Source organism: Streptomyces sp. NPDC104226 (assembly GCF_055584085.1).
In genome coordinates this window covers 356,863-373,495 of record NZ_JBVJMS010000010.1, presented here as the reverse complement: position 1 = coordinate 373,495, position 16,633 = coordinate 356,863, and the positions used below count along the sequence as shown (strand labels likewise).

General features: G+C 71.6%; 15 protein-coding genes and 3 tRNA genes. 8 read left to right on the top strand and 10 right to left on the bottom strand.

All coding sequences use genetic code 11. From position 1 onward, the window contains the following. Positions 1-135 precede the first annotated feature (135 nt). Complete coding sequence (purF, locus tag ACZ60J_RS30360; protein ID WP_382981336.1) at positions 136-1,653, bottom strand: amidophosphoribosyltransferase; 1,518 nt, start codon at positions 1,651-1,653, stop codon at positions 136-138. A gap of 159 nt (positions 1,654-1,812) precedes the next feature. Between purF and ACZ60J_RS30355 the strand changes: the two genes are divergently transcribed. Together ACZ60J_RS30355 and ACZ60J_RS30350 are read left to right on the top strand one after the other, a co-directional pair. Then, positions 1,813-1,908: a putative leader peptide gene (locus ACZ60J_RS30355; RefSeq protein ID WP_453607822.1), complete on the top strand. Its 96-nt coding sequence runs from the start codon at positions 1,813-1,815 to the stop codon at positions 1,906-1,908. Positions 1,909-2,047: 139 nt separating this feature from the next. Continuing rightward, positions 2,048-3,484: a sulfatase-like hydrolase/transferase gene (locus ACZ60J_RS30350; RefSeq protein ID WP_469686715.1), complete on the top strand. Its 1,437-nt coding sequence runs from the start codon at positions 2,048-2,050 to the stop codon at positions 3,482-3,484. A 102-nt stretch (positions 3,485-3,586) separates the two neighbouring features. On the opposite strand, the gene ACZ60J_RS30345 is transcribed toward ACZ60J_RS30350, so the two are convergent. The 6 genes from ACZ60J_RS30345 to purS form a co-directional block, all read right to left on the bottom strand. Further along, positions 3,587-4,417, bottom strand: coding sequence for an META domain-containing protein (locus ACZ60J_RS30345; RefSeq protein ID WP_469686713.1), 831 nt, complete (start codon positions 4,415-4,417; stop codon positions 3,587-3,589). 38 nt (positions 4,418-4,455) lie between these two features. Beyond that, on the bottom strand, positions 4,456-5,247 hold the full coding sequence (locus ACZ60J_RS30340; protein WP_469686711.1) for a maleylpyruvate isomerase family mycothiol-dependent enzyme: 792 nt from the start codon (positions 5,245-5,247) through the stop codon (positions 4,456-4,458). Positions 5,248-5,257: 10 nt separating this feature from the next. Then, positions 5,258-5,797: a hypothetical protein gene (locus ACZ60J_RS30335; RefSeq protein WP_469686709.1), complete on the bottom strand. Its 540-nt coding sequence runs from the start codon at positions 5,795-5,797 to the stop codon at positions 5,258-5,260. A gap of 122 nt (positions 5,798-5,919) precedes the next feature. Continuing rightward, positions 5,920-8,169 (bottom strand): phosphoribosylformylglycinamidine synthase subunit PurL, encoded by a 2,250-nt coding sequence (gene purL / locus ACZ60J_RS30330; protein WP_469686707.1) that lies wholly within the window; start codon positions 8,167-8,169, stop codon positions 5,920-5,922. Next, positions 8,166-8,846 (bottom strand): phosphoribosylformylglycinamidine synthase subunit PurQ, encoded by a 681-nt coding sequence (purQ, locus tag ACZ60J_RS30325; RefSeq protein ID WP_382748688.1) that lies wholly within the window; start codon positions 8,844-8,846, stop codon positions 8,166-8,168. The genes purL and purQ overlap by 4 nt, the downstream gene beginning before the upstream one ends. Before the next feature lie 2 nt (positions 8,847-8,848). Continuing rightward, a complete protein-coding gene (gene purS, locus ACZ60J_RS30320) occupies positions 8,849-9,100 on the bottom strand; it encodes a phosphoribosylformylglycinamidine synthase subunit PurS (RefSeq protein WP_008740952.1) in 252 nt (83 codons plus the stop codon). 356 nt (positions 9,101-9,456) lie between these two features. Between purS and ACZ60J_RS30315 the strand changes: the two genes are divergently transcribed. From ACZ60J_RS30315 to ACZ60J_RS30290, 6 genes are all read left to right on the top strand, one after another. Beyond that, positions 9,457-9,774, top strand: coding sequence for a histone-like nucleoid-structuring protein Lsr2 (locus tag ACZ60J_RS30315; protein ID WP_469686705.1), 318 nt, complete (start codon positions 9,457-9,459; stop codon positions 9,772-9,774). A gap of 87 nt (positions 9,775-9,861) precedes the next feature. Beyond that, a tRNA-Gly gene (locus ACZ60J_RS30310) sits at positions 9,862-9,933 on the top strand. A 78-nt stretch (positions 9,934-10,011) separates the two neighbouring features. Further along, positions 10,012-10,084 (top strand) — tRNA-Gly (locus ACZ60J_RS30305). Between the two features lie 115 nt (positions 10,085-10,199). Further along, positions 10,200-11,444, top strand: coding sequence for a sensor histidine kinase (locus ACZ60J_RS30300; protein ID WP_469686703.1), 1,245 nt, complete (start codon positions 10,200-10,202; stop codon positions 11,442-11,444). After that, positions 11,441-12,052: a response regulator transcription factor gene (locus ACZ60J_RS30295; RefSeq protein ID WP_266907114.1), complete on the top strand. Its 612-nt coding sequence runs from the start codon at positions 11,441-11,443 to the stop codon at positions 12,050-12,052. The genes ACZ60J_RS30300 and ACZ60J_RS30295 overlap by 4 nt, the downstream gene beginning before the upstream one ends. Before the next feature lie 24 nt (positions 12,053-12,076). Further along, a tRNA-Gly gene (locus tag ACZ60J_RS30290) sits at positions 12,077-12,149 on the top strand. Between the two features lie 123 nt (positions 12,150-12,272). Here the strand turns inward: ACZ60J_RS30290 and ACZ60J_RS30285 are convergent. From ACZ60J_RS30285 to ACZ60J_RS30275, 3 genes are all read right to left on the bottom strand, one after another. Beyond that, positions 12,273-13,175, bottom strand: coding sequence for a phosphoribosylaminoimidazolesuccinocarboxamide synthase (locus ACZ60J_RS30285; RefSeq protein ID WP_469686701.1), 903 nt, complete (start codon positions 13,173-13,175; stop codon positions 12,273-12,275). 86 nt (positions 13,176-13,261) lie between these two features. After that, positions 13,262-14,749 carry a N,N-dimethylformamidase beta subunit family domain-containing protein gene (locus ACZ60J_RS30280; RefSeq protein WP_469686700.1) on the bottom strand — a complete coding sequence of 496 codons (1,488 nt, stop codon included), beginning with the start codon at positions 14,747-14,749 and terminating at the stop codon, positions 13,262-13,264. Between the two features lie 103 nt (positions 14,750-14,852). Then, positions 14,853-16,460: a M48 family metalloprotease gene (locus tag ACZ60J_RS30275; protein WP_469686698.1), complete on the bottom strand. Its 1,608-nt coding sequence runs from the start codon at positions 16,458-16,460 to the stop codon at positions 14,853-14,855. Positions 16,461-16,633: the final 173 nt, after the last annotated feature.

The following is a 16,633-nucleotide window of genomic DNA, read 5'->3' as shown; positions in this document are numbered from 1 at the left end:
TTTTTTTTTTGGGTCAACCCCCGAAAAAGCAGGGAAGAAAACTCCCCGGGGGGGGGGGGGGGGGGGGGGGGGGGGGGGGGGGGGGGGGTTCCTCTCCCCCCCCCCCCCCCCCCCCCCACGGCGGTGCCTCTGGCCCTACGGGCGCCGGAGGGCGTCGGCGGCGTCGGTGCCGCCGGCCAGCTCCGTCTCCAGGAGCTGCTTGCCCAGGAGCTGCGGGTCGGGCAGCTCCATGGGGTACTCGCCGTCGAAGCAGGCACGGCAGAGGTTGGGCTTCTGGATGGTCGTCGCCTCGATCATCGAGTCGAGCGAGATGTACGAGAGCGAGTCCGCGCCCAGCGACGTGGCGATCTCGTCGACCGTCATGCCGTTGGCGATCAGCTCGGCCCGGGTGGCGAAGTCGATGCCGAAGAAGCACGGCCACTTCACCGGCGGCGAGGAGATCCGGATGTGGACCTCCGCCGCACCGGCCTCGCGGAGCATCTTGACCAGCGCGCGCTGGGTGTTGCCGCGGACGATCGAGTCGTCGACGACCACTAGGCGCTTGCCCCGGATGACTTCCTTGAGGGGGTTGAGCTTGAGTCGGATGCCGAGCTGGCGGATCGTCTGCGAGGGCTGGATGAAGGTCCGGCCCACGTAGGCGTTCTTGACCAGGCCGACGCCGTACGGGATCCCGCTGGCTTCGGCGTATCCGACGGCGGCGGGCGTCCCGGACTCCGGCGTCGATATCACCAGGTCGGCCTCGGCAGGGGCTTCCTTGGCCAGGCGCCGTCCCATCTCGACACGCGAGAGGTAGACGTTCCGGCCGGCGATGTCGGTGTCCGGGCGCGCCAGGTAGACGTACTCGAAGACACAGCCCTTGGGCTTCGCTTCCGCGAATCGAGAGGTCCGGAGACCGTTCTCGTCGATCGCGATCAGCTCGCCCGGCTCGACCTCGCGGACGAAGCTGGCGCCGCAGATGTCGAGGGCGGCGGTCTCGCTCGCCACCACCCAGCCGCGCTCCAGGCGGCCGAGGACCAGCGGGCGGATGCCCTGCGGGTCACGAGCGGTGTAGAGCGTGCCCTCGTCCATGAAGACGAGCGAGAAGGCGCCCTTCACCTTCGGGAGGACCTTGGTGGCCGACTCCTCGATGGTCAGGGGCTTGCCGTCGTCGTCCGTCTGGCCGGCCAGCAGGGCGGTGACCAGGTCGGTGTCGTTGGTGGCCGCCACCTGGGTGGCGCGGCCGTCCTGACGGGGGAGGTCGGCGACCATCTCGGCCAACTCGGCGGTGTTCACCAGGTTGCCGTTGTGACCCAGGGCAATGGAGCCGTGGGCGGTCGCACGGAAGGTCGGTTGGGCGTTCTCCCAGACGGAGGCGCCAGTGGTCGAGTAGCGGGCGTGACCGACCGCGATATGACCCTGGAGCGAGCCGAGAGAGGTTTCGTCGAAGACCTGGGAAACGAGGCCCATGTCCTTGAAGACGAGGATCTGGGAACCGTTGCTCACAGCGATACCCGCGGACTCTTGTCCACGGTGCTGCAGTGCATACAGTCCGAAGTAGGTGAGCTTGGCGACCTCTTCACCCGGAGCCCAGACACCGAAGACGCCGCAAGCGTCCTGGGGGCCCTTTTCGCCGGGGAGCAGGTCGTGGTTGAGTCGTCCATCACCACGAGGCACGCCCCCGAGTGTAGGCGAGATCGACCACTGGTCCGAATTGGGGATGCCCGGGAAATGTCACAGCACGCAGGGTGACGAAACCTGTTCGGAAGCCGGCCGTCTCAATATCCGGATTGCCCTGGTTGACAGCCGCCTGTCGTTTCGTACAAGCTCCGGCCCATGCAGCCTCTCGGTGACGGCACCGTCACCCTCGTCGCGCGCCGACACGTGGACCTCGTCCGTGTCGCCAGCGCCATCTGTCGCTGTTCTGCGTAGTCACACGCCGCTTTTCCTTTTCTTTTTCGCCTTTCCCCGCCGCTTTCCGTCCGCATCCGCTCCGCCGTGCCCCGCGCCGTCCCGCGCCGCCCGGAGCCGGACCGCGCCGACGGCCGGCGGGCCCTGCTCTGGAGTACCCGTGACCTCGTACGAACCCCACCTGTCCCGGCGCGCCTTCGGCGGCGCGGTCGGCGCGACCGCGGCCGCCGCAGCGGTGGGACTGGGCGCAGCCGCCCCGGCCCACGCGGCGCCGACCGCGGAGGACCGGCACGCGGCCCCGCAGGAACGGGAGTTCCGGGCCGACCGGGGACGCCGCTCCCGCCGCCCGAACATCCTGTTCATCCTCGGGGACGACCTCGGCTGGGCCGACCTGTCCTCCTACGGCTCCCCGAACATCAAGACCCCGAACCTGGACCGGCTCGCCCGCCAGGGCGTCCGCTTCACCGACGCCTACTCCGGCTCCGCGACCTGCTCCCCGACCCGCTTCAGCCTGTACACCGGCCGCTACCCGGGCCGCGCCGAGGGCGGGCTCGCCGAACCCATCGCGGACAAGACGGCGGGCCTGGAGCCGACCCACCCGACGCTCGCCTCGCTGCTGCGCGACTCCGGCTACGCGACGGCGCTGATAGGCAAGTGGCACTGCGGCTACCTGCCCGACTACAGCCCGACCAAGTCCGGCTGGGACGAGTTCTTCGGCAACTTCGGCGGAGCCCTGGAGTACTACTCCAAGCTGGGCCTGGGCGGGGAGTACGACCTCTACGAGGGCGACGCCGAGTACAAGGACCTGCGCTACTACACCCGGATCCTGACCGAGCGCGCGAGCGAGTACGTCTCCCGCGACCACGGGAAGAAGCCGTGGCTGCTGAACCTCAACTTCACCACCCCGCACTGGCCTTGGATCGCGGACGGCGACACCGAGGCGAGCGCCGAGGTCACCCGCCGGATCAAGGCCGGCGACGGGCGGGCCCTGTGGCACCAGGACGGCGGCTCGATCGAGAAGTACCGGCAGATGGTGGAGGACCTCGACCGCTCGGTCGGCGAGGTGCTGAAGGCGCTGAAGCGCTCCGGGCAGGAGGAGGACACCCTGGTCTTCTTCTCCAGCGACAACGGCGGCGAGCGCTTCTCCCACAACTGGCCGCTCTCGGGCAACAAGGCCTCCCTCCAGGAGGGCGGCATCCGCGTCCCGAACATCGTCCGCTGGCCCGCCCGGCTCGACGGCGGCCAGGTCAGCCGCGTGCCGGTCTTCACCCCGGACTGGACGGCCACCCTGCTGGAACTGGCGGGCACCCGCGCGAACCCGGCGTACCCGCTGGACGGGGTCAGCCTGGCCGGGTACCTGCTGCGCGGCGAGAAGGTCGCCGAGCGCAGCCTCTTCTGGCGGGTCCGCGGGGAGCGGGCGCTGCGCCGCGGCGACTGGAAGTACTACCGCGGCAAGACGGGCCGCGACCAGCTCTTCAACCTGGCCGGCGACATCCGCGAGCAGGCCGACAAGGCGGCCCTGGAGCCGGCCCGCCTGGCCGAACTCCGCGCGGCCTGGGAGAAGACGGACGCGGGACTGCTGCCGTACCCGGGCTGATCACCGGCCGTACGGCGGTCCCGGGCGGGGCCGGCCCCCGCCGGGATCCACAGCCTGTGGACGGCGGGGGTGAACGGCGGGTGTGGACGGCGGGGGCCCCGGTCACTCGACGGCCGAGGCCGCCTTCGCGGTGACGGTGGTGCCCGAACCGGTGGCGGTCAGGGTGAGGGTGTCGCCCTGGACCTTCCAGTCGAGCGGGCCCGAGCCGAAGAGGGCGGTGAGGGTGCGTTCGAGCTCGCCGGGGCCGCCCTCGCAGGCCATCCGGGTCGTGGTGAGGGGGCCGACGGTGAGCCGGTTCCCCTCGACGGCGGCCGAGGCGTTGAAGCGGTTGCAGCCGAGGCTGCCGCTCATCGTCCCGTCCGCGGCCAGGGTGAAGCGGGCCCGGCCCTCGGCGTCGGCCGGGACCGAGGAGGCCGTCTCGCCCTTGATCAGGGAGTCGACGGTCCACTGCGTGGCGAGGAGCGGGGCATCGGGGGCCGGGGGCTTCGAGGTCAGGGCGATCACGTTCCCCTCCGGGGTCTTCAAGGTGATCGTCTCCCCGCTCTGCTGCACGGTCAGCCTGCCCCGGAGCAGCGAGCGGTAGGCCGTCTCGAAGGGCAGGTCCGCGCAGGCCATCTCGGTCGTCGCGCCCGGGGTCACCGTCATGGTGGTCGCGGAGTCGAAGACCACGGCGGAGGTGAAGCCGTTGCAGCCGTAGTTGCCGGTGACCTCGCCCTCGTTGCCCCTGCCGCGCTCCACGCTCAGCCGGGCCGCGGAGGCGGGGGCCGGCAGCTCCTTGCCGTCGACGGTCAGGCTCTCGACCGACCAGGGGCCGGAGAACCCGTGGACGGGATGCGTCCCCGGCGTCCCGCCGCCGTCACCACAGGCGGTGGCGGTGGCGGACAGCGCGAGTACGGCGACCAGGGCGGCGGGAAGGAGCGGCAGCGTACGCATGCCGATGGGACGCGGCCGGCCGCGAACCGGTTCCCGGATCAGCCCATCAGGGGGAGCAGCGCCGAGAGGTCGGCGCGCTCCCCGCTGGCCCGGACCTGGGCCCCGTCCAGCGCTTCGGCCCAGCTCGTACGGCCGGTGGCCAGCCGGATCCAGGTCAGCGGATCGGTCTCCACCACGTTCGGCGGGGTGCCCCGCGTGTGCCGGGGGCCCTCCACGCACTGCACCACCGCGAACGGCGGGACCCTGAACTCCACCGCCCCGCCCGGAGCCCTGAGCGCAAGGGCGTCGGCCAGCAGCCGGGTGCACGCGGCCAGGGCCTGGCGGTCCACGGGGATGTCCAGTCCGGTGGCGCGGCGCAGGTCGTCGGTGTGGACGACGAGCTCGACGGTGCGGGTGACCAGGAAGTCGGCCAGGGTCATCGCCCCGATCCACAGGTCCAGCACCCGACCGCCCCGGTTCGCGTCGAGCGCCTCGGCCAGGCGCTCTCCGGCCCGGTCGTAGAGCTCGGCGAGCGGGGCGCCCTCCAGGGTCTCCTCGGCCGCTTCCGCGATCTTCCCGGCGAGCGAAGCCGTCGCGAACGGCCACTCGGCGGCCGACAGTTCGGCGACGGCCGCGGGCGGCCGGGCGAGGCCGCCGGCCAGCGAGTCGGCGATCCACGCGATGTGCGCGGCGAGCTCGGCGACGGACCAGTCCCCGACCCCGCTCGGGCGGGCGAGCTGCTCCTCATCCAACTCCCGTACGGCGTCCCGTACATGCCCGAACTGCGCGAGGACGGCCGTACGGGTCCTGGCGTGGTCGTAGGTACGCGGCTTCTTCTTGGCAGGCGGCATGGGCCCGACCCTAGTCCTTGGGGGCCGGGGGCAGGCTGGTCTCGCAGCCGGCCTTCGCCGCGGCGCGCACGGCCGCCTCGCGGGCCAGCCCCGTCAGGAGGCCGCGCCCCCGGTTGCCCCGTCCGTCGCCCTCGCCGGCGGCGGTGGCCCGCAGGGCGGTGACTCCGCCGGACCCGGACGGGTCGGCGCACTTCGCGATCGCCGTGATCTCGAAGCTGCCGCCGACGAACCGGCTTCCGCCCGGTTCGGGGTCCTTCGAGGTCACCACCGTGACGGAGACCCAGTCGTCCATCTGCTCCTGGCCCTCGAACGTCACCTCGCGCCGCAGGATGCACGCGTTCTCCGCCGTGGCGCCCGCCTCCACCCGGGGCATGCCGAAGCCCGTCACCATGCCCGGATCGACCAGTCCCTGGCAGTTCTCGACGATCTCCGCCCGGCTCCGCGCGCGGTCACCGGAGTGGTCGTAGACGAGCCAGCCGCCCACCCCGACGGCCACCACCATCACCGGTATCCCGGCCCCGAGGAGCCGGCGTCTCCCGCTCTGTACCATCTGGGCCCCGTTCCCCCGCCGGCCCCGCCACCGCCGTCGGCGCGGGCTCCTTGCGGAAACGGACGAGCCCCCGCCCGGAATGGTTCCGGACGGGGGCTCGGCTCACGAAGAGCGGCGGCGGCTCAGGCGAGCAGCGCCGGGATGGTGGCCTCGTGGGCGGTGCGGAGCTCGGCCAGGGGGAGGGTGAACTCGCCCTGGACCTCGATCTCCTCGCCGTCCACGACACCGATCCGGGTCGCCGGCAGGCCCCGCGCACCGCACATGTCGGTGAAGCGGAGTTCCTCGCTGCGCGGGACGGCCACGATGGCGCGGCCCGCGGACTCGGAGAACAGGAAGGTGAAGGCGTCCAGCGCCTCGGGCACCACGATCCGCGCACCGTTGCCGCCCTTGAGGCAGGACTCGGTGAGCGCCTGGATCACGCCTCCGTCGGACAGGTCGTGCGCGGCGTCGATCATGCCGTCGCGCGAGGCCGAGATGAGGATCTCCGCGAGGAGCTTCTCGCGGCCCAGGTCGACCTTGGGCGGCATGCCGCCGAGGTGCTGGTGGACCACCTCGGACCAGGCCGAGCCGCCGAACTCCTCGGCGGTGTCGCCGAGCAGGTACAGCAGCTGGCCGGCCTCCGCGAACGCCATCGGCGTACGGCGGTTGACGTCGTCGATCACGCCGAGGACCGCCACGACCGGGGTCGGGTGGATGGCGATGTCGCCCGTCTGGTTGTAGAGGGAGACGTTGCCGCCGGTCACCGGGGTGCCCAGCTCCAGGCAGCCGTCCGCGAGACCGCGGGTGGCCTCGGCGAACTGCCACATGACGTCCGGGTCCTCGGGGGAGCCGAAGTTCAGGCAGTCGGAGATCGCGAGGGGCTTGGCGCCGGTCGCGGCCACGTTGCGGTAGGACTCGGCCAGCGCGAGCTGCGCACCCGTGTAGGGGTCGAGCTTCGCGTAACGGCCGTTGCCGTCCGTGGACATGGCCACGCCGAGGTTGGTCTCCTCGTCGATGCGGACCATGCCGGCGTCCTCGGGCTGCGAGAGCACCGTGTTGCCCTGGACGAAGCGGTCGTACTGGTCGGTGATCCAGGACTTCGACGCCTGGTTCGGCGACGAGACCAGGGCCAGGACCTGCGCGCGCAGCTCCTCGCCGGTCTGCGGCCGGGGCAGCTTGCCCGCGTCGTCGGCCTGGAGCGCGTCCTGCCACTCGGGGCGTGCGTACGGGCGGTGGTAGGTCGGGCCCTCGTGGGCGACGGTGCCCGGGGGCACGTCCACGATGAGCTCGCCGTGCCAGAAGATCTCCAGGTGGTCGCCCTCGGTCACCTCACCGATGACGGTGGCGATGACGTCCCACTTCTCGCAGATCTCCATGAAGCGGTCCACGTGCTGCGGTTCGACGATCGCGCACATGCGCTCCTGCGACTCGCTCATGAGGATTTCCTCGGGCGAGAGCGTCGCGTCGCGCAGCGGAACGGTGTCGAGGTCGACCCGCATGCCGCCGGTGCCCGCGGAGGCCAGCTCGCTCGTGGCGCAGGAGAGCCCGGCGCCGCCGAGGTCCTGGATGCCCGCGACCAGCTTCTCCTTGAAGATCTCCAGGGTGCACTCGATGAGGAGCTTCTCCTGGAAGGGGTCGCCGACCTGCACCGCGGGGCGCTTGGTGGGCTTGGTGTCGTCGAAGGTCTCCGAGGCGAGGACGGAGACGCCGCCGATGCCGTCGCCGCCCGTGCGGGCGCCGTAGAGGATGACCTTGTTGCCGGGGCCGGAGGCCTGGGCGAGGTGGATGTCCTCGTGCTTCATGACGCCGATGCAGCCGGCGTTGACGAGGGGGTTGCCCTGGTAGCAGGCGTCGAAGACGACCTCGCCGCCGATGTTCGGCAGGCCCAGGCAGTTGCCGTAGCCGCCGATGCCCGCGACGACGCCCGGCAGGACGCGCTTGGTGTCGGGGTGGTCGGCCGCGCCGAAGCGCAGCGGGTCGACGACGGCGACGGGGCGGGCGCCCATGGCGAGGATGTCGCGGACGATGCCGCCGATGCCGGTGGCCGCGCCCTGGTAGGGCTCGATGTAGCTGGGGTGGTTGTGCGACTCGACCTTGAAGGTGACCGCGTAACCCTGGCCGACGTCGACGACTCCGGCGTTCTCGCCGATGCCGACGAGCATGGCGTCGTTCTGCGGGACCTTCTCGCCGAACTGCTTCAGGTGGACCTTGCTGCTCTTGTACGAGCAGTGCTCGGACCACATGACGGAGTACATGGCGAGCTCGGCGCCGGTGGGACGGCGGTCGAGGATCTCGCGGATCCGGGCGTACTCGTCCTCCTTGAGGCCGAGTTCCTTCCAGGGCTGGGAGGCGTCCGGGGTCTCGGTGGCGTTCTTGACGGTGTCGAGGCTCATGCGCTGACCAGCTTCTTCAGGACCGAGGTGAAGAACGGGAGGCCGTCGGTGCGGCCCGTCCCGATCAGCGGCTCGACCGCGTGCTCGGGGTGCGGCATGAGGCCGACGACGTTGCCCGCGGCGTTGGTGATGCCGGCGATGTCGCGCAGCGAGCCGTTCGGGTTCACGTCCAGGTACCGGAAGGCCACGCGGCCTTCGGCCTCCAGTTCGTCCAGCACCCGCTCGTCGGCCACGTAGCGGCCGTCCATGTTCTTGAGCGGTACGGAGATCTCCTCGCCGGCGGTGTAGTCACCGGTCCAGGCGGTCTCCGCGTTCTCCACCCGCAGCTTCTGGTCGCGGCAGATGAAGTGCAGGTGGTTGTTGCGGAGCATCGCCCCCGGCAGCAGGTGGGCCTCGGTGAGGATCTGGAAGCCGTTGCAGATGCCGAGGACGGGCATGCCGCCCCTGGCCTGCTCGATGATGCTCTCCATCACCGGCGAGAAGCGGGAGATGGCTCCGGCGCGCAGGTAGTCCCCGTAGGAGAAGCCGCCCGCGAGGACGACCGCGTCGACCTGGTGCAGGTCCTTGTCGCGGTGCCAGAGCGATACGGGCTCGGCTCCCGCGAGGCGCACGGCGCGCAGCGAGTCACGGTCGTCGAGCGTTCCGGGGAACGTGACGACTCCGATGCGAGTGGTCACCGTCAGGCCTCGACCTTCACGGTGAAGTCTTCGATGACGGTGTTGGCGAGGAAGGTTTCGGCCATCTTGTGGATGCGGTCGAGGGCGGCCTGGTCGACCGGTCCCTCCACCTCCAGTTCGAAGCGCTTCCCCTGGCGGACGTCGGCGATCCCTTCGAAGCCCAGGCGCGGCAGTGCACGCTGCACCGCCTGGCCCTGGGGGTCGAGGATCTCCGGCTTGAGCATGACGTCGACTACGACGCGTGCCACTGGCACTCCCGATGAGGTGGTTGGTGCGAAGGCGGTTCCCTCAGCGTACCTGTAGGAAATTTCTACGCGGGTAGATTTCTCTCTTGTATGATCCTCCACGCCGTTTCGGCTTCACCAACGCTTCGCAAAATCCCCCGGAAAACCACGTGCCCGGCATTGCGGCGGGACACGCGGAGATAATTAACTGGGCTTCGCAATGCAATGAGAATCGGGGTACAAAGGATTCCTCCGATGCCCCGGCATTTTTCGGTGCACGGCGACGCCAGAAAGATGCATTCCTCCGAAACATCCACACAGGCGACATCACCGCTCCGTCCGCGCACGTCAAGCGGGAGCGGCGTCGCACGAAGGGACCGATATCCGTGGCGCAGCGCGTAGTAGTCACGATCTCCGACGACATCGATGGCGGAGATGCATCGGAAACGGTCGTCTTCGGGCTGGACGGTAAGTCGTACGAGATCGACCTCAATGTGGCCAACGCAAAGAAACTGCGGAAGAGCCTCGCCCCCTTCGTGGCCGCGGGCCGCCGGCAGGCCCGCTCCGGGAAGGCCTTCAAGCACACCTCCATCGCCCCCGACCCGGCGGTGGTCAGGGCCTGGGCCCGCTCCAACCACCTCGACGTCCCGCCGCGCGGGCGGATCCCGAAGAAGGTCTACGAGGAGTACAACGCCGCTCACTGAGAGCCGATTTGCCATCCACCCCCACCGGTCCGCTAGTGTGTGGATCACGCCGAGGGGCTGCGGTCGCAAGCCGGACCCCGAAGTCGTGCGGGTGTAGTTCAGTAGCAGAACATCCTCCTTCCAGGAGGAAGGCGCAGTGTGCGATCCCTGTCACCCGCTCTGCTCGCTTTACCGACCACGGTTGTGGATCAGGTAGAGTGATGCACGCATCGCACGGCAGTTTGTCGTGAGAAGCATGCGGACGTAGCTCAGTTGGTAGAGCACCACCTTGCCAAGGTGGATGTCGCGCGTTCGAGTCGCGTCGTCCGCTCAGCGTATGAAGGCCCCGGTCATTGACCGGGGCCTTTGTCGTGGATCTCCCCGAACTCGGAGATCCATGACAGGTGTCATGGCCGGCCCGGCCCGGCGGCCGCGAGACTGGGCCCATGAAACTGAGCGGCTGGTGGAAGAACCGCAGCAGCGCCGGCAAGGTCGAGCTGTACACGCGCTGGTCGTTCCACTTCTTCGTGGTCATCGAGATCGTGTCGATCGGACTGGTCGCGCTGGGATCGATGGTCGAGAAGACCGCCCCGGCGCTCGCGGTCGCGCTCTTCCTGACGGTGTGCGCGCAGTCCCTGCTCGTCGGCTTCCTCTCCTCCCGGTCGATCGACTGGATCCTGGGACGGCGCGAGCGGCCCGTGCGGCTCGCGGTCACCGTCACCGCCGTGACCGCCGCCGCCTCCCTGGGCGTCCTCGGCCTGCGCGCGGCGGACCTCGTCCCCAGCCCGAACGTCGCCCCGACCCTGGTGGTCGGCATGACCTGCTTCGCCAGCGGCACGCTCGTCCTGTGCCTGCGCACGGTCCGGCACATGCGCTACGTGGCTCCGGCCACGGCCGCCTTCGTCGGCCTGGCGTCCCTCGCCTTCGGCGTCTCGGCGGGCGAATCCGCCGGTCTGGCCGTCGGAGTGCTGCTGACCAGCGCCTTCCTCTGCTTCGCCTGCGGGTTCTCCGCCTGGCTCCTCGACACCGTGTGGGAGCTGGACCGGGCCCGCGAGGTCCAGGCGCAGCTCGCGGTGGCCGAGGAGCGGCTGCGGTTCGGCCGGGACCTGCACGACGTGATGGGCCGCAACCTGGCGGTGATCGCCCTCAAGAGCGAGCTGGCCGTGCAGCTCGCGCGGCGCGAACGCCCCGAGGCCATCGACCAGATGATCGAGGTGCAGCGGATCGCCCGGGAGTCCCAGAAGGAGGTCCGCGACGTGGTCCGCGGCTACCGCGAGGCCAATCTCGCGGTGGAGCTGGAAGGCGCGCGCGGGGTCCTGCACGCAGCCGGGATGGACTGCCTCGTCGAGTACGAACAGGGCCGCGAGCTGCCCGCCGAGGCCCAGTCGGCGCTCGGCTGGGTGGTGCGCGAGGCGACGACGAACGTGCTGCGCCACGGCGACGCCCGCAGCTGCGTGATCCGGCTGACGGCCGCCCCCTCGGGCGCGCTCACGCTGGTCGTGGAGAACGACGGGGTCCCCAAGGCCCCGGCCGGGCCGCCGGGCTCGGGGCTCGCGGGCCTGCGGGAACGGCTCGCGGTGCTGGACGGCACGCTGGAGGCCGGCCCGGTGGACGGCGGCCGGTTCCGGCTGCGGGCGCAGATACCCGGCCCGGCGGCCGGTCCGATCCGAGAACTGGAGGCGCGGGCATGAGCCCCGTACGCGTACTGCTGGCCGACGACGAGCACCTGATCCGGGGCGCGCTGGCCGCGCTGCTGGGGCTGGAGGACGATCTGCTGGTCGTCGCCGAGGCCGCCTCGGGGCCGGAAGCCCTCGCGATGGCGCGGGCCCACCGGCCCGACGTGGCGGTGCTGGACCTGCAGATGCCGGGGGCCGACGGTGTGAGCGTGGCCACATCCCTGCGGGCCGAACTCCCCGACTGCAAGACCATGATCGTGACCAGCCACGGGCGGCCCGGACACCTCAAGCGGGCCCTCGCCGCGGGCGTACGGGCCTTCGCGCCGAAGACCGTTTCGGCGCAGCGGCTGGCCGAGCTGATCCGCACCGTGCACGCCGGAGGCCGGTACGTGGACCCGGAGTTGGCGGCCGACGCGATCAGCGCGGGCGACTCCCCGCTGACCGCCCGCGAGGCCGAGGTGCTGGAACTGGCGGGGGACGGGGCGCCGATCGCGGAGATCGCGGAGCGGGCCTCGCTGTCCCCGGGGACGGTACGGAACTACCTGTCCTCGGCGGCCACCAAACTGGGCGCCGAGAACCGGCACACGGCAGTGCGTCTCGCACGGGCCCGGGGTTGGGTATAGTAGTTCTCGCGCTACGGCGCACCTGCGGACATAGCTCAGTTGGTAGAGCACCACCTTGCCAAGGTGGATGTCGCGCGTTCGAGTCGCGTTGTCCGCTCAGCAGTAAGAAGCCCCGGTCCTCGGACCGGGGCTTCTTTCGTTTCCGGATCCGGATTCGTTTGCGGCTCCGGGCCGGACGGTGAAGGGGCCCCGTTTCCGGGGCCCCTTCACCGTTCTCGCCTCAGGCCCAGGTCTGGCCGGTGAGGCGCTCGTAGGCCTCGACGTAGCGGGAGCGGGTCTGCTCCACGACCTCCTGGGGGAGGGCGGGCGGCGGGAGTTCGCCCTTGGAGTCCCAGCCGGAGGCCGGGGAGGACAGCCAGTCGCGGACGTACTGCTTGTCGAAGGACGACTGGGCGTGGCCCGGCTCCCACAGGTCGGCCGGCCAGAAGCGCGAGGAGTCCGGGGTCAGCACCTCGTCGGCGGCGACCAGGCTGCCGTCCTTGTCGAAGCCGAACTCGAACTTGGTGTCCGCCAGGATGATCCCGCGGTCACGGGCGATGTCCCGGGCCCTGCCGTACACGGCGAGGGTGGTCTGGCGCAGCAGGGCGGCCGTCTCGGCGCCCTGGGTGCGCGCGACCTCCTCGTAGGAGACGTTCTCGTCGTGCTCGCCGACCTCGGCCTTGGCGGCCGGGGTGAAGATCGGGGCGGGCAGCTCGGAGCCGTCGACCAGGCCCTCGGGCAGGGCCAGTCCGCAGACCGTACGGGTCTTCGCGTACTCGGCGAGGCCCGAGCCGGTCAGGTAGCCGCGGGCCACGCACTCGACGGGGACCATGTCGAGGTTCCGGCAGACCAGGGCGCGGCCGGCCCAGTCGGCGGGGGCGCCGGCGGGCAGCTCGGTGCTGATGACGTGGTTCGGGACGAGGTCCGCGAGCTGGTCGAACCACCACAGGGAGAGCTGGGTCAGGATCCGGCCCTTGTCCGGGATCTCGGTGGGCAGCACCCAGTCGGCGGCGGAGATGCGGTCGCTGGCGACCATGACGAGGTTGCCGTCCTCGTCGCGGTAGAGGTCGCGGACCTTGCCGGTGTGGAGGTGGACGAGGCCGGGCACCTGGACCGGCTCGGGCTTTTCGACGAATCCGGGCACGGAGTCTCCCTGTGGTTCTGTACGAGCGCAGGGCCATTCTCCCGCACCTGCCCGCAGCCGCGGACAACGGGTCCGCTCGCCCCCGGTCAGTCCCTCTTGCAGATCCGGTCGAGGAGGTTCGCGGTGGCCCGCTGGACCCGCTCGTCCACGTGCCCGGGGCGGTCGAGGGCCGGGGACCAGGCGAAGGTGCCGGACGCGAAGACCAGCGCACCGCTGGGGGCCCGGTAGAGGGAGGTCTCCTGGTGGCGGCGGTGGCCGTCGCCGTCCTCGTACGGGGAGTGCGCGAGCAGGATCCGGCTCTGGTGCTCGGGGAGCTGCGTGCGCGGGAAGTACCGGTCGGCCTCGCCCGCGACCAGGCCGGGCAGTTCGTCGTTCTCCGCGGCTCCGGTGGAGTCCCAGAGCCAGTGCGTGGAGTTGCGCACGACGAGGGGCGCGGGCTCCGGGACCCGGCCCGCGTACTGGATGCCCAGCAGCTGCTGCTCCGGACGGTCCACCTCGCGCCAGAGGCTGGAGCGGCCGGGGCCGCGGCGTTTCCGGCAGGTCAGCAGCCGGTCGTCGACGCCCGAGGGCGAGGGGGAGAGCTCGACCTGCCAGTACATGGTGTTGGCCGAGAGGAAGACGAGCGAGGTCCCGTGGTCGCGGGCGCGCTCGACCGTCCGGCGCATGGGGCCGGACCAGTACTCGTCGTGACCGGGGAAGACCAGGCCCCGGTAGCGGGTGGGGTCCACGCGGCCGGCATGCAGGTCGCGGGCGTCGGCATAGGCGAGGTCGTAGCCGTAGCGCTCGGCCCAGCGGATGAAGTCGTAGGCGTGGCCCACGTGCAGGGGCAGGCCCGCGCCGGCGTAGGGGCGGTCGAAGGAGACGGTGATGGCGGCGTCGCGCTCGCCGAGCAGCCGGCCCTCCTCGTCCCAGGCGTGGTAGAGGCTCGCGCCCGTTCTGCCGTCCTCCGGGTAGAGGTTGTAGGCCTGCCAGGTGATGTCGGGCAGCAGGAGCAGCAGATCGGCCGGGTGGTCGTCGCGCACCGTGAAGGGGATGTGCGAGCGGTATCCGTCGGCGGTCGTCAGGACCGCCACGTAGGCGCCGATGCTCCAGTACGAGGGGACCTGGAGGCGCCAGGACAGCCACCAGTGGTGGCAGGAGACGGTGCGGTCGGCGGTCAGGGGCGCGGGCTGGACGATGCCGGAGAGCCGGGGACTGGTGGTGATCTTGGAGGCGCCGTCGCCGCCGTAGTGACCGATGCGGTAGACGTCCACGGAGAACTGCTGGGGCGGATCCACCGTGATGTGGAAGTCGATGGCCTCACCGGGCGCGACGGCCCCCGTGGAGGCGAACCCCTTGATCTGCCGGTGCACGTCGTCGGCGGTGCGGGGGCCGCCCGCACCACGGGCCCGCGGGACCTGCTGCCCCGGACCTGCGGCCACGGCCGGATCCACGTACCAGGGCACGACCTGACCGTTGTCGTCGTAGTAGAGCTCGCTGCCCCGGAACCACGGCAGGGGGCCCTGGCCGAAGGGATCGGTCACCGCGTGCGCGAGCGCACCCGACTCCCAACGCCTGATCTGCTCCGCACCCATACCGCTGCTCCCCTCCCTCGCTCCCCCGAACGCCGCGACCAGTACCCAGCACATCACATAACGCACGCACTCCGTCACCGTTCGTCGCGAAAATTTCGACGGCCTAGACCAGGCGGACCGGCTTCTCCGGGCGTACGCCGACCTCCGCGAGCCAGTCCCGGAGCGGGCCGGGGTCCCGGTCCTCCACGAGCGACAGCACCGGTCCGGCGAGATCGGCCCGCCGCACCCCCGACACCAGCAGGACCGGCCCGTCCAGCCAGTCCAGCCCGGGCTCGCCTCCCGCGGAGTCGACCGCGGCGCAGCACACCAGCGCCACGACGTGGTCCGCCAGCAGGTCCCGCCCGCTGCGCGGAGCCTCCAGCGGGAACAGCGGCAGCGCGTCGGCCCCGCGGCCCGCGGCGGCGGCCGCCACGGCGGGGACGGCCTCCCGCGCCAGATCACCGCTCAGCCGGCCCGCCAGGGCGTCGGCGTCGGCCTCGGTCAGATGGGTCAGCACCCGCTCCACCGTGGAGGCGGCGGGCACCGGGGGAGCCGACAGCGCGTCCAGGGCGGCCAGCAGGCGGGCCGCCTCCGTGCGCCACTTGCGGTCGACGACCTCCTCCGGATAGGCCGCCCAGTCCACCGGCGACCAGTCCGGACCGGCTTCGGCCGGTCCGCCGTGGAACAGCCGCGCGGCCAGCAGCGAGACGGCCTCGTCCACCGCACCCGGCTGGTCCAGCAGATCGCACGCCGGGCGCTCGCCCAGGCGCGAGGTGAACCCGTCGGCCAGCCGGTCGCGGCGGGACAGCTCGGTCAGTGCGGAGACGACGCCCGCGTCCAGGTGCGCCGGCCAGCGGCCCATCCGCCAGGCGGGCAGGGCGACGCGGGTCAGCAGCCGGTCCCAGCCGGCGTACGCCAGCCCGACCTGCTCCTGGGCGGCGATGCGCAGCGCGTAGTCCACACCCTGTGCACGGTCCGAGGCCGCGGCGGCGACCCCGCGCTCCATCTCGGCGGCATCCACCCGGCACAGCCGCAGCAGCAGCCGGGCGGGGGCGGCGATCCAGCCGAGGAAGCGCCGGCCGCCCACGTCCACGGCGGCGTCCAGGCCCCGTACGAATCCACGGGCGTCGGCTATGTCCGGGTGCGCGGAGGGGCCGGTGCCTGCGACGACGGGCGCGAGGACGGCCCGGAGCTCGGCGACCCTCATCCACCACAGGAACGGCGAGCCGATCACCAGCACCGGGGCGGCGCCGGGCTCGGACTCCGGACCGCCTGCTCCGCCGGATATGGCCGTACGGCCGCGGGCACGGCGGTGCGCCGCGTGCGTGCGGTCCTCCAGCCAGCTGTCGCAGTCGGGGGTCAGGGCTATCGCGGAGGGGGCCGGCACGCCCATCCGGTCCGCCAGGTCCCGCACGAGCCGGTAGAGATCGGGGGCGGCGGACTCCGACAGCGGGACGGTCGGGGTCATGGCGGGGCTCGCCCGCAGGACGACGGCGGCGAAGATCCCGCCGACGAGCAGGACGAAGGCGGCGACGGCGCACACGGCCAGGGTCACGGCGGGCCAGGGGTCACCGGCGAGCCGGCCCGTCGTACGGGCGCTCACCAGCACCACGGCCACGGCGGCGGGCAGCAGCCCGACGGCCAGCGCCCTGCTGCGCACACGCAGCACGGCCAAGGCACGGGAACGCGCGGACGGCGTACCCACTTCAGCGATCGAACCGGTTCCGGACACGGCCGGACCTCACCCCCTCTGCCATGCGGCGGCGTTGCTCACTCCCCCACTGTGACACCGCCCACTGACATCGCAATGCCGGTGGGCCATGTGCCGGAATGAGAGCCGGAATGCTTGCGCCGCACCATAGTTGGGACACGGGCGGCCGTCAGGCAGACCGGGTGACGATCACC

What these genes read in the sequence shown, in the direction of transcription:
- ACZ60J_RS30355 (WP_453607822.1), top strand. Translation starts at nt 1,813, where the DNA reads ATGCAGCCTCTCGGTGACGGCACCGTCACCCTCGTCGCGCGCCGACAC.
- ACZ60J_RS30345 (WP_469686713.1), bottom strand. Translation starts at nt 4,417, where the DNA reads ATGCGTACGCTGCCGCTCCTTCCCGCCGCCCTGGTCGCCGTACTCGCG.
- ACZ60J_RS30340 (WP_469686711.1), bottom strand. Translation starts at nt 5,247, where the DNA reads ATGCCGCCTGCCAAGAAGAAGCCGCGTACCTACGACCACGCCAGGACC.
- ACZ60J_RS30335 (WP_469686709.1), bottom strand. Translation starts at nt 5,797, where the DNA reads ATGGTACAGAGCGGGAGACGCCGGCTCCTCGGGGCCGGGATACCGGTG.
- purL (WP_469686707.1), bottom strand. Translation starts at nt 8,169, where the DNA reads ATGAGCCTCGACACCGTCAAGAACGCCACCGAGACCCCGGACGCCTCC.
- ACZ60J_RS30300 (WP_469686703.1), top strand. Translation starts at nt 10,200, where the DNA reads ATGAAACTGAGCGGCTGGTGGAAGAACCGCAGCAGCGCCGGCAAGGTC.
- ACZ60J_RS30295 (WP_266907114.1), top strand. Translation starts at nt 11,441, where the DNA reads ATGAGCCCCGTACGCGTACTGCTGGCCGACGACGAGCACCTGATCCGG.
- ACZ60J_RS30280 (WP_469686700.1), bottom strand. Translation starts at nt 14,749, where the DNA reads ATGGGTGCGGAGCAGATCAGGCGTTGGGAGTCGGGTGCGCTCGCGCAC.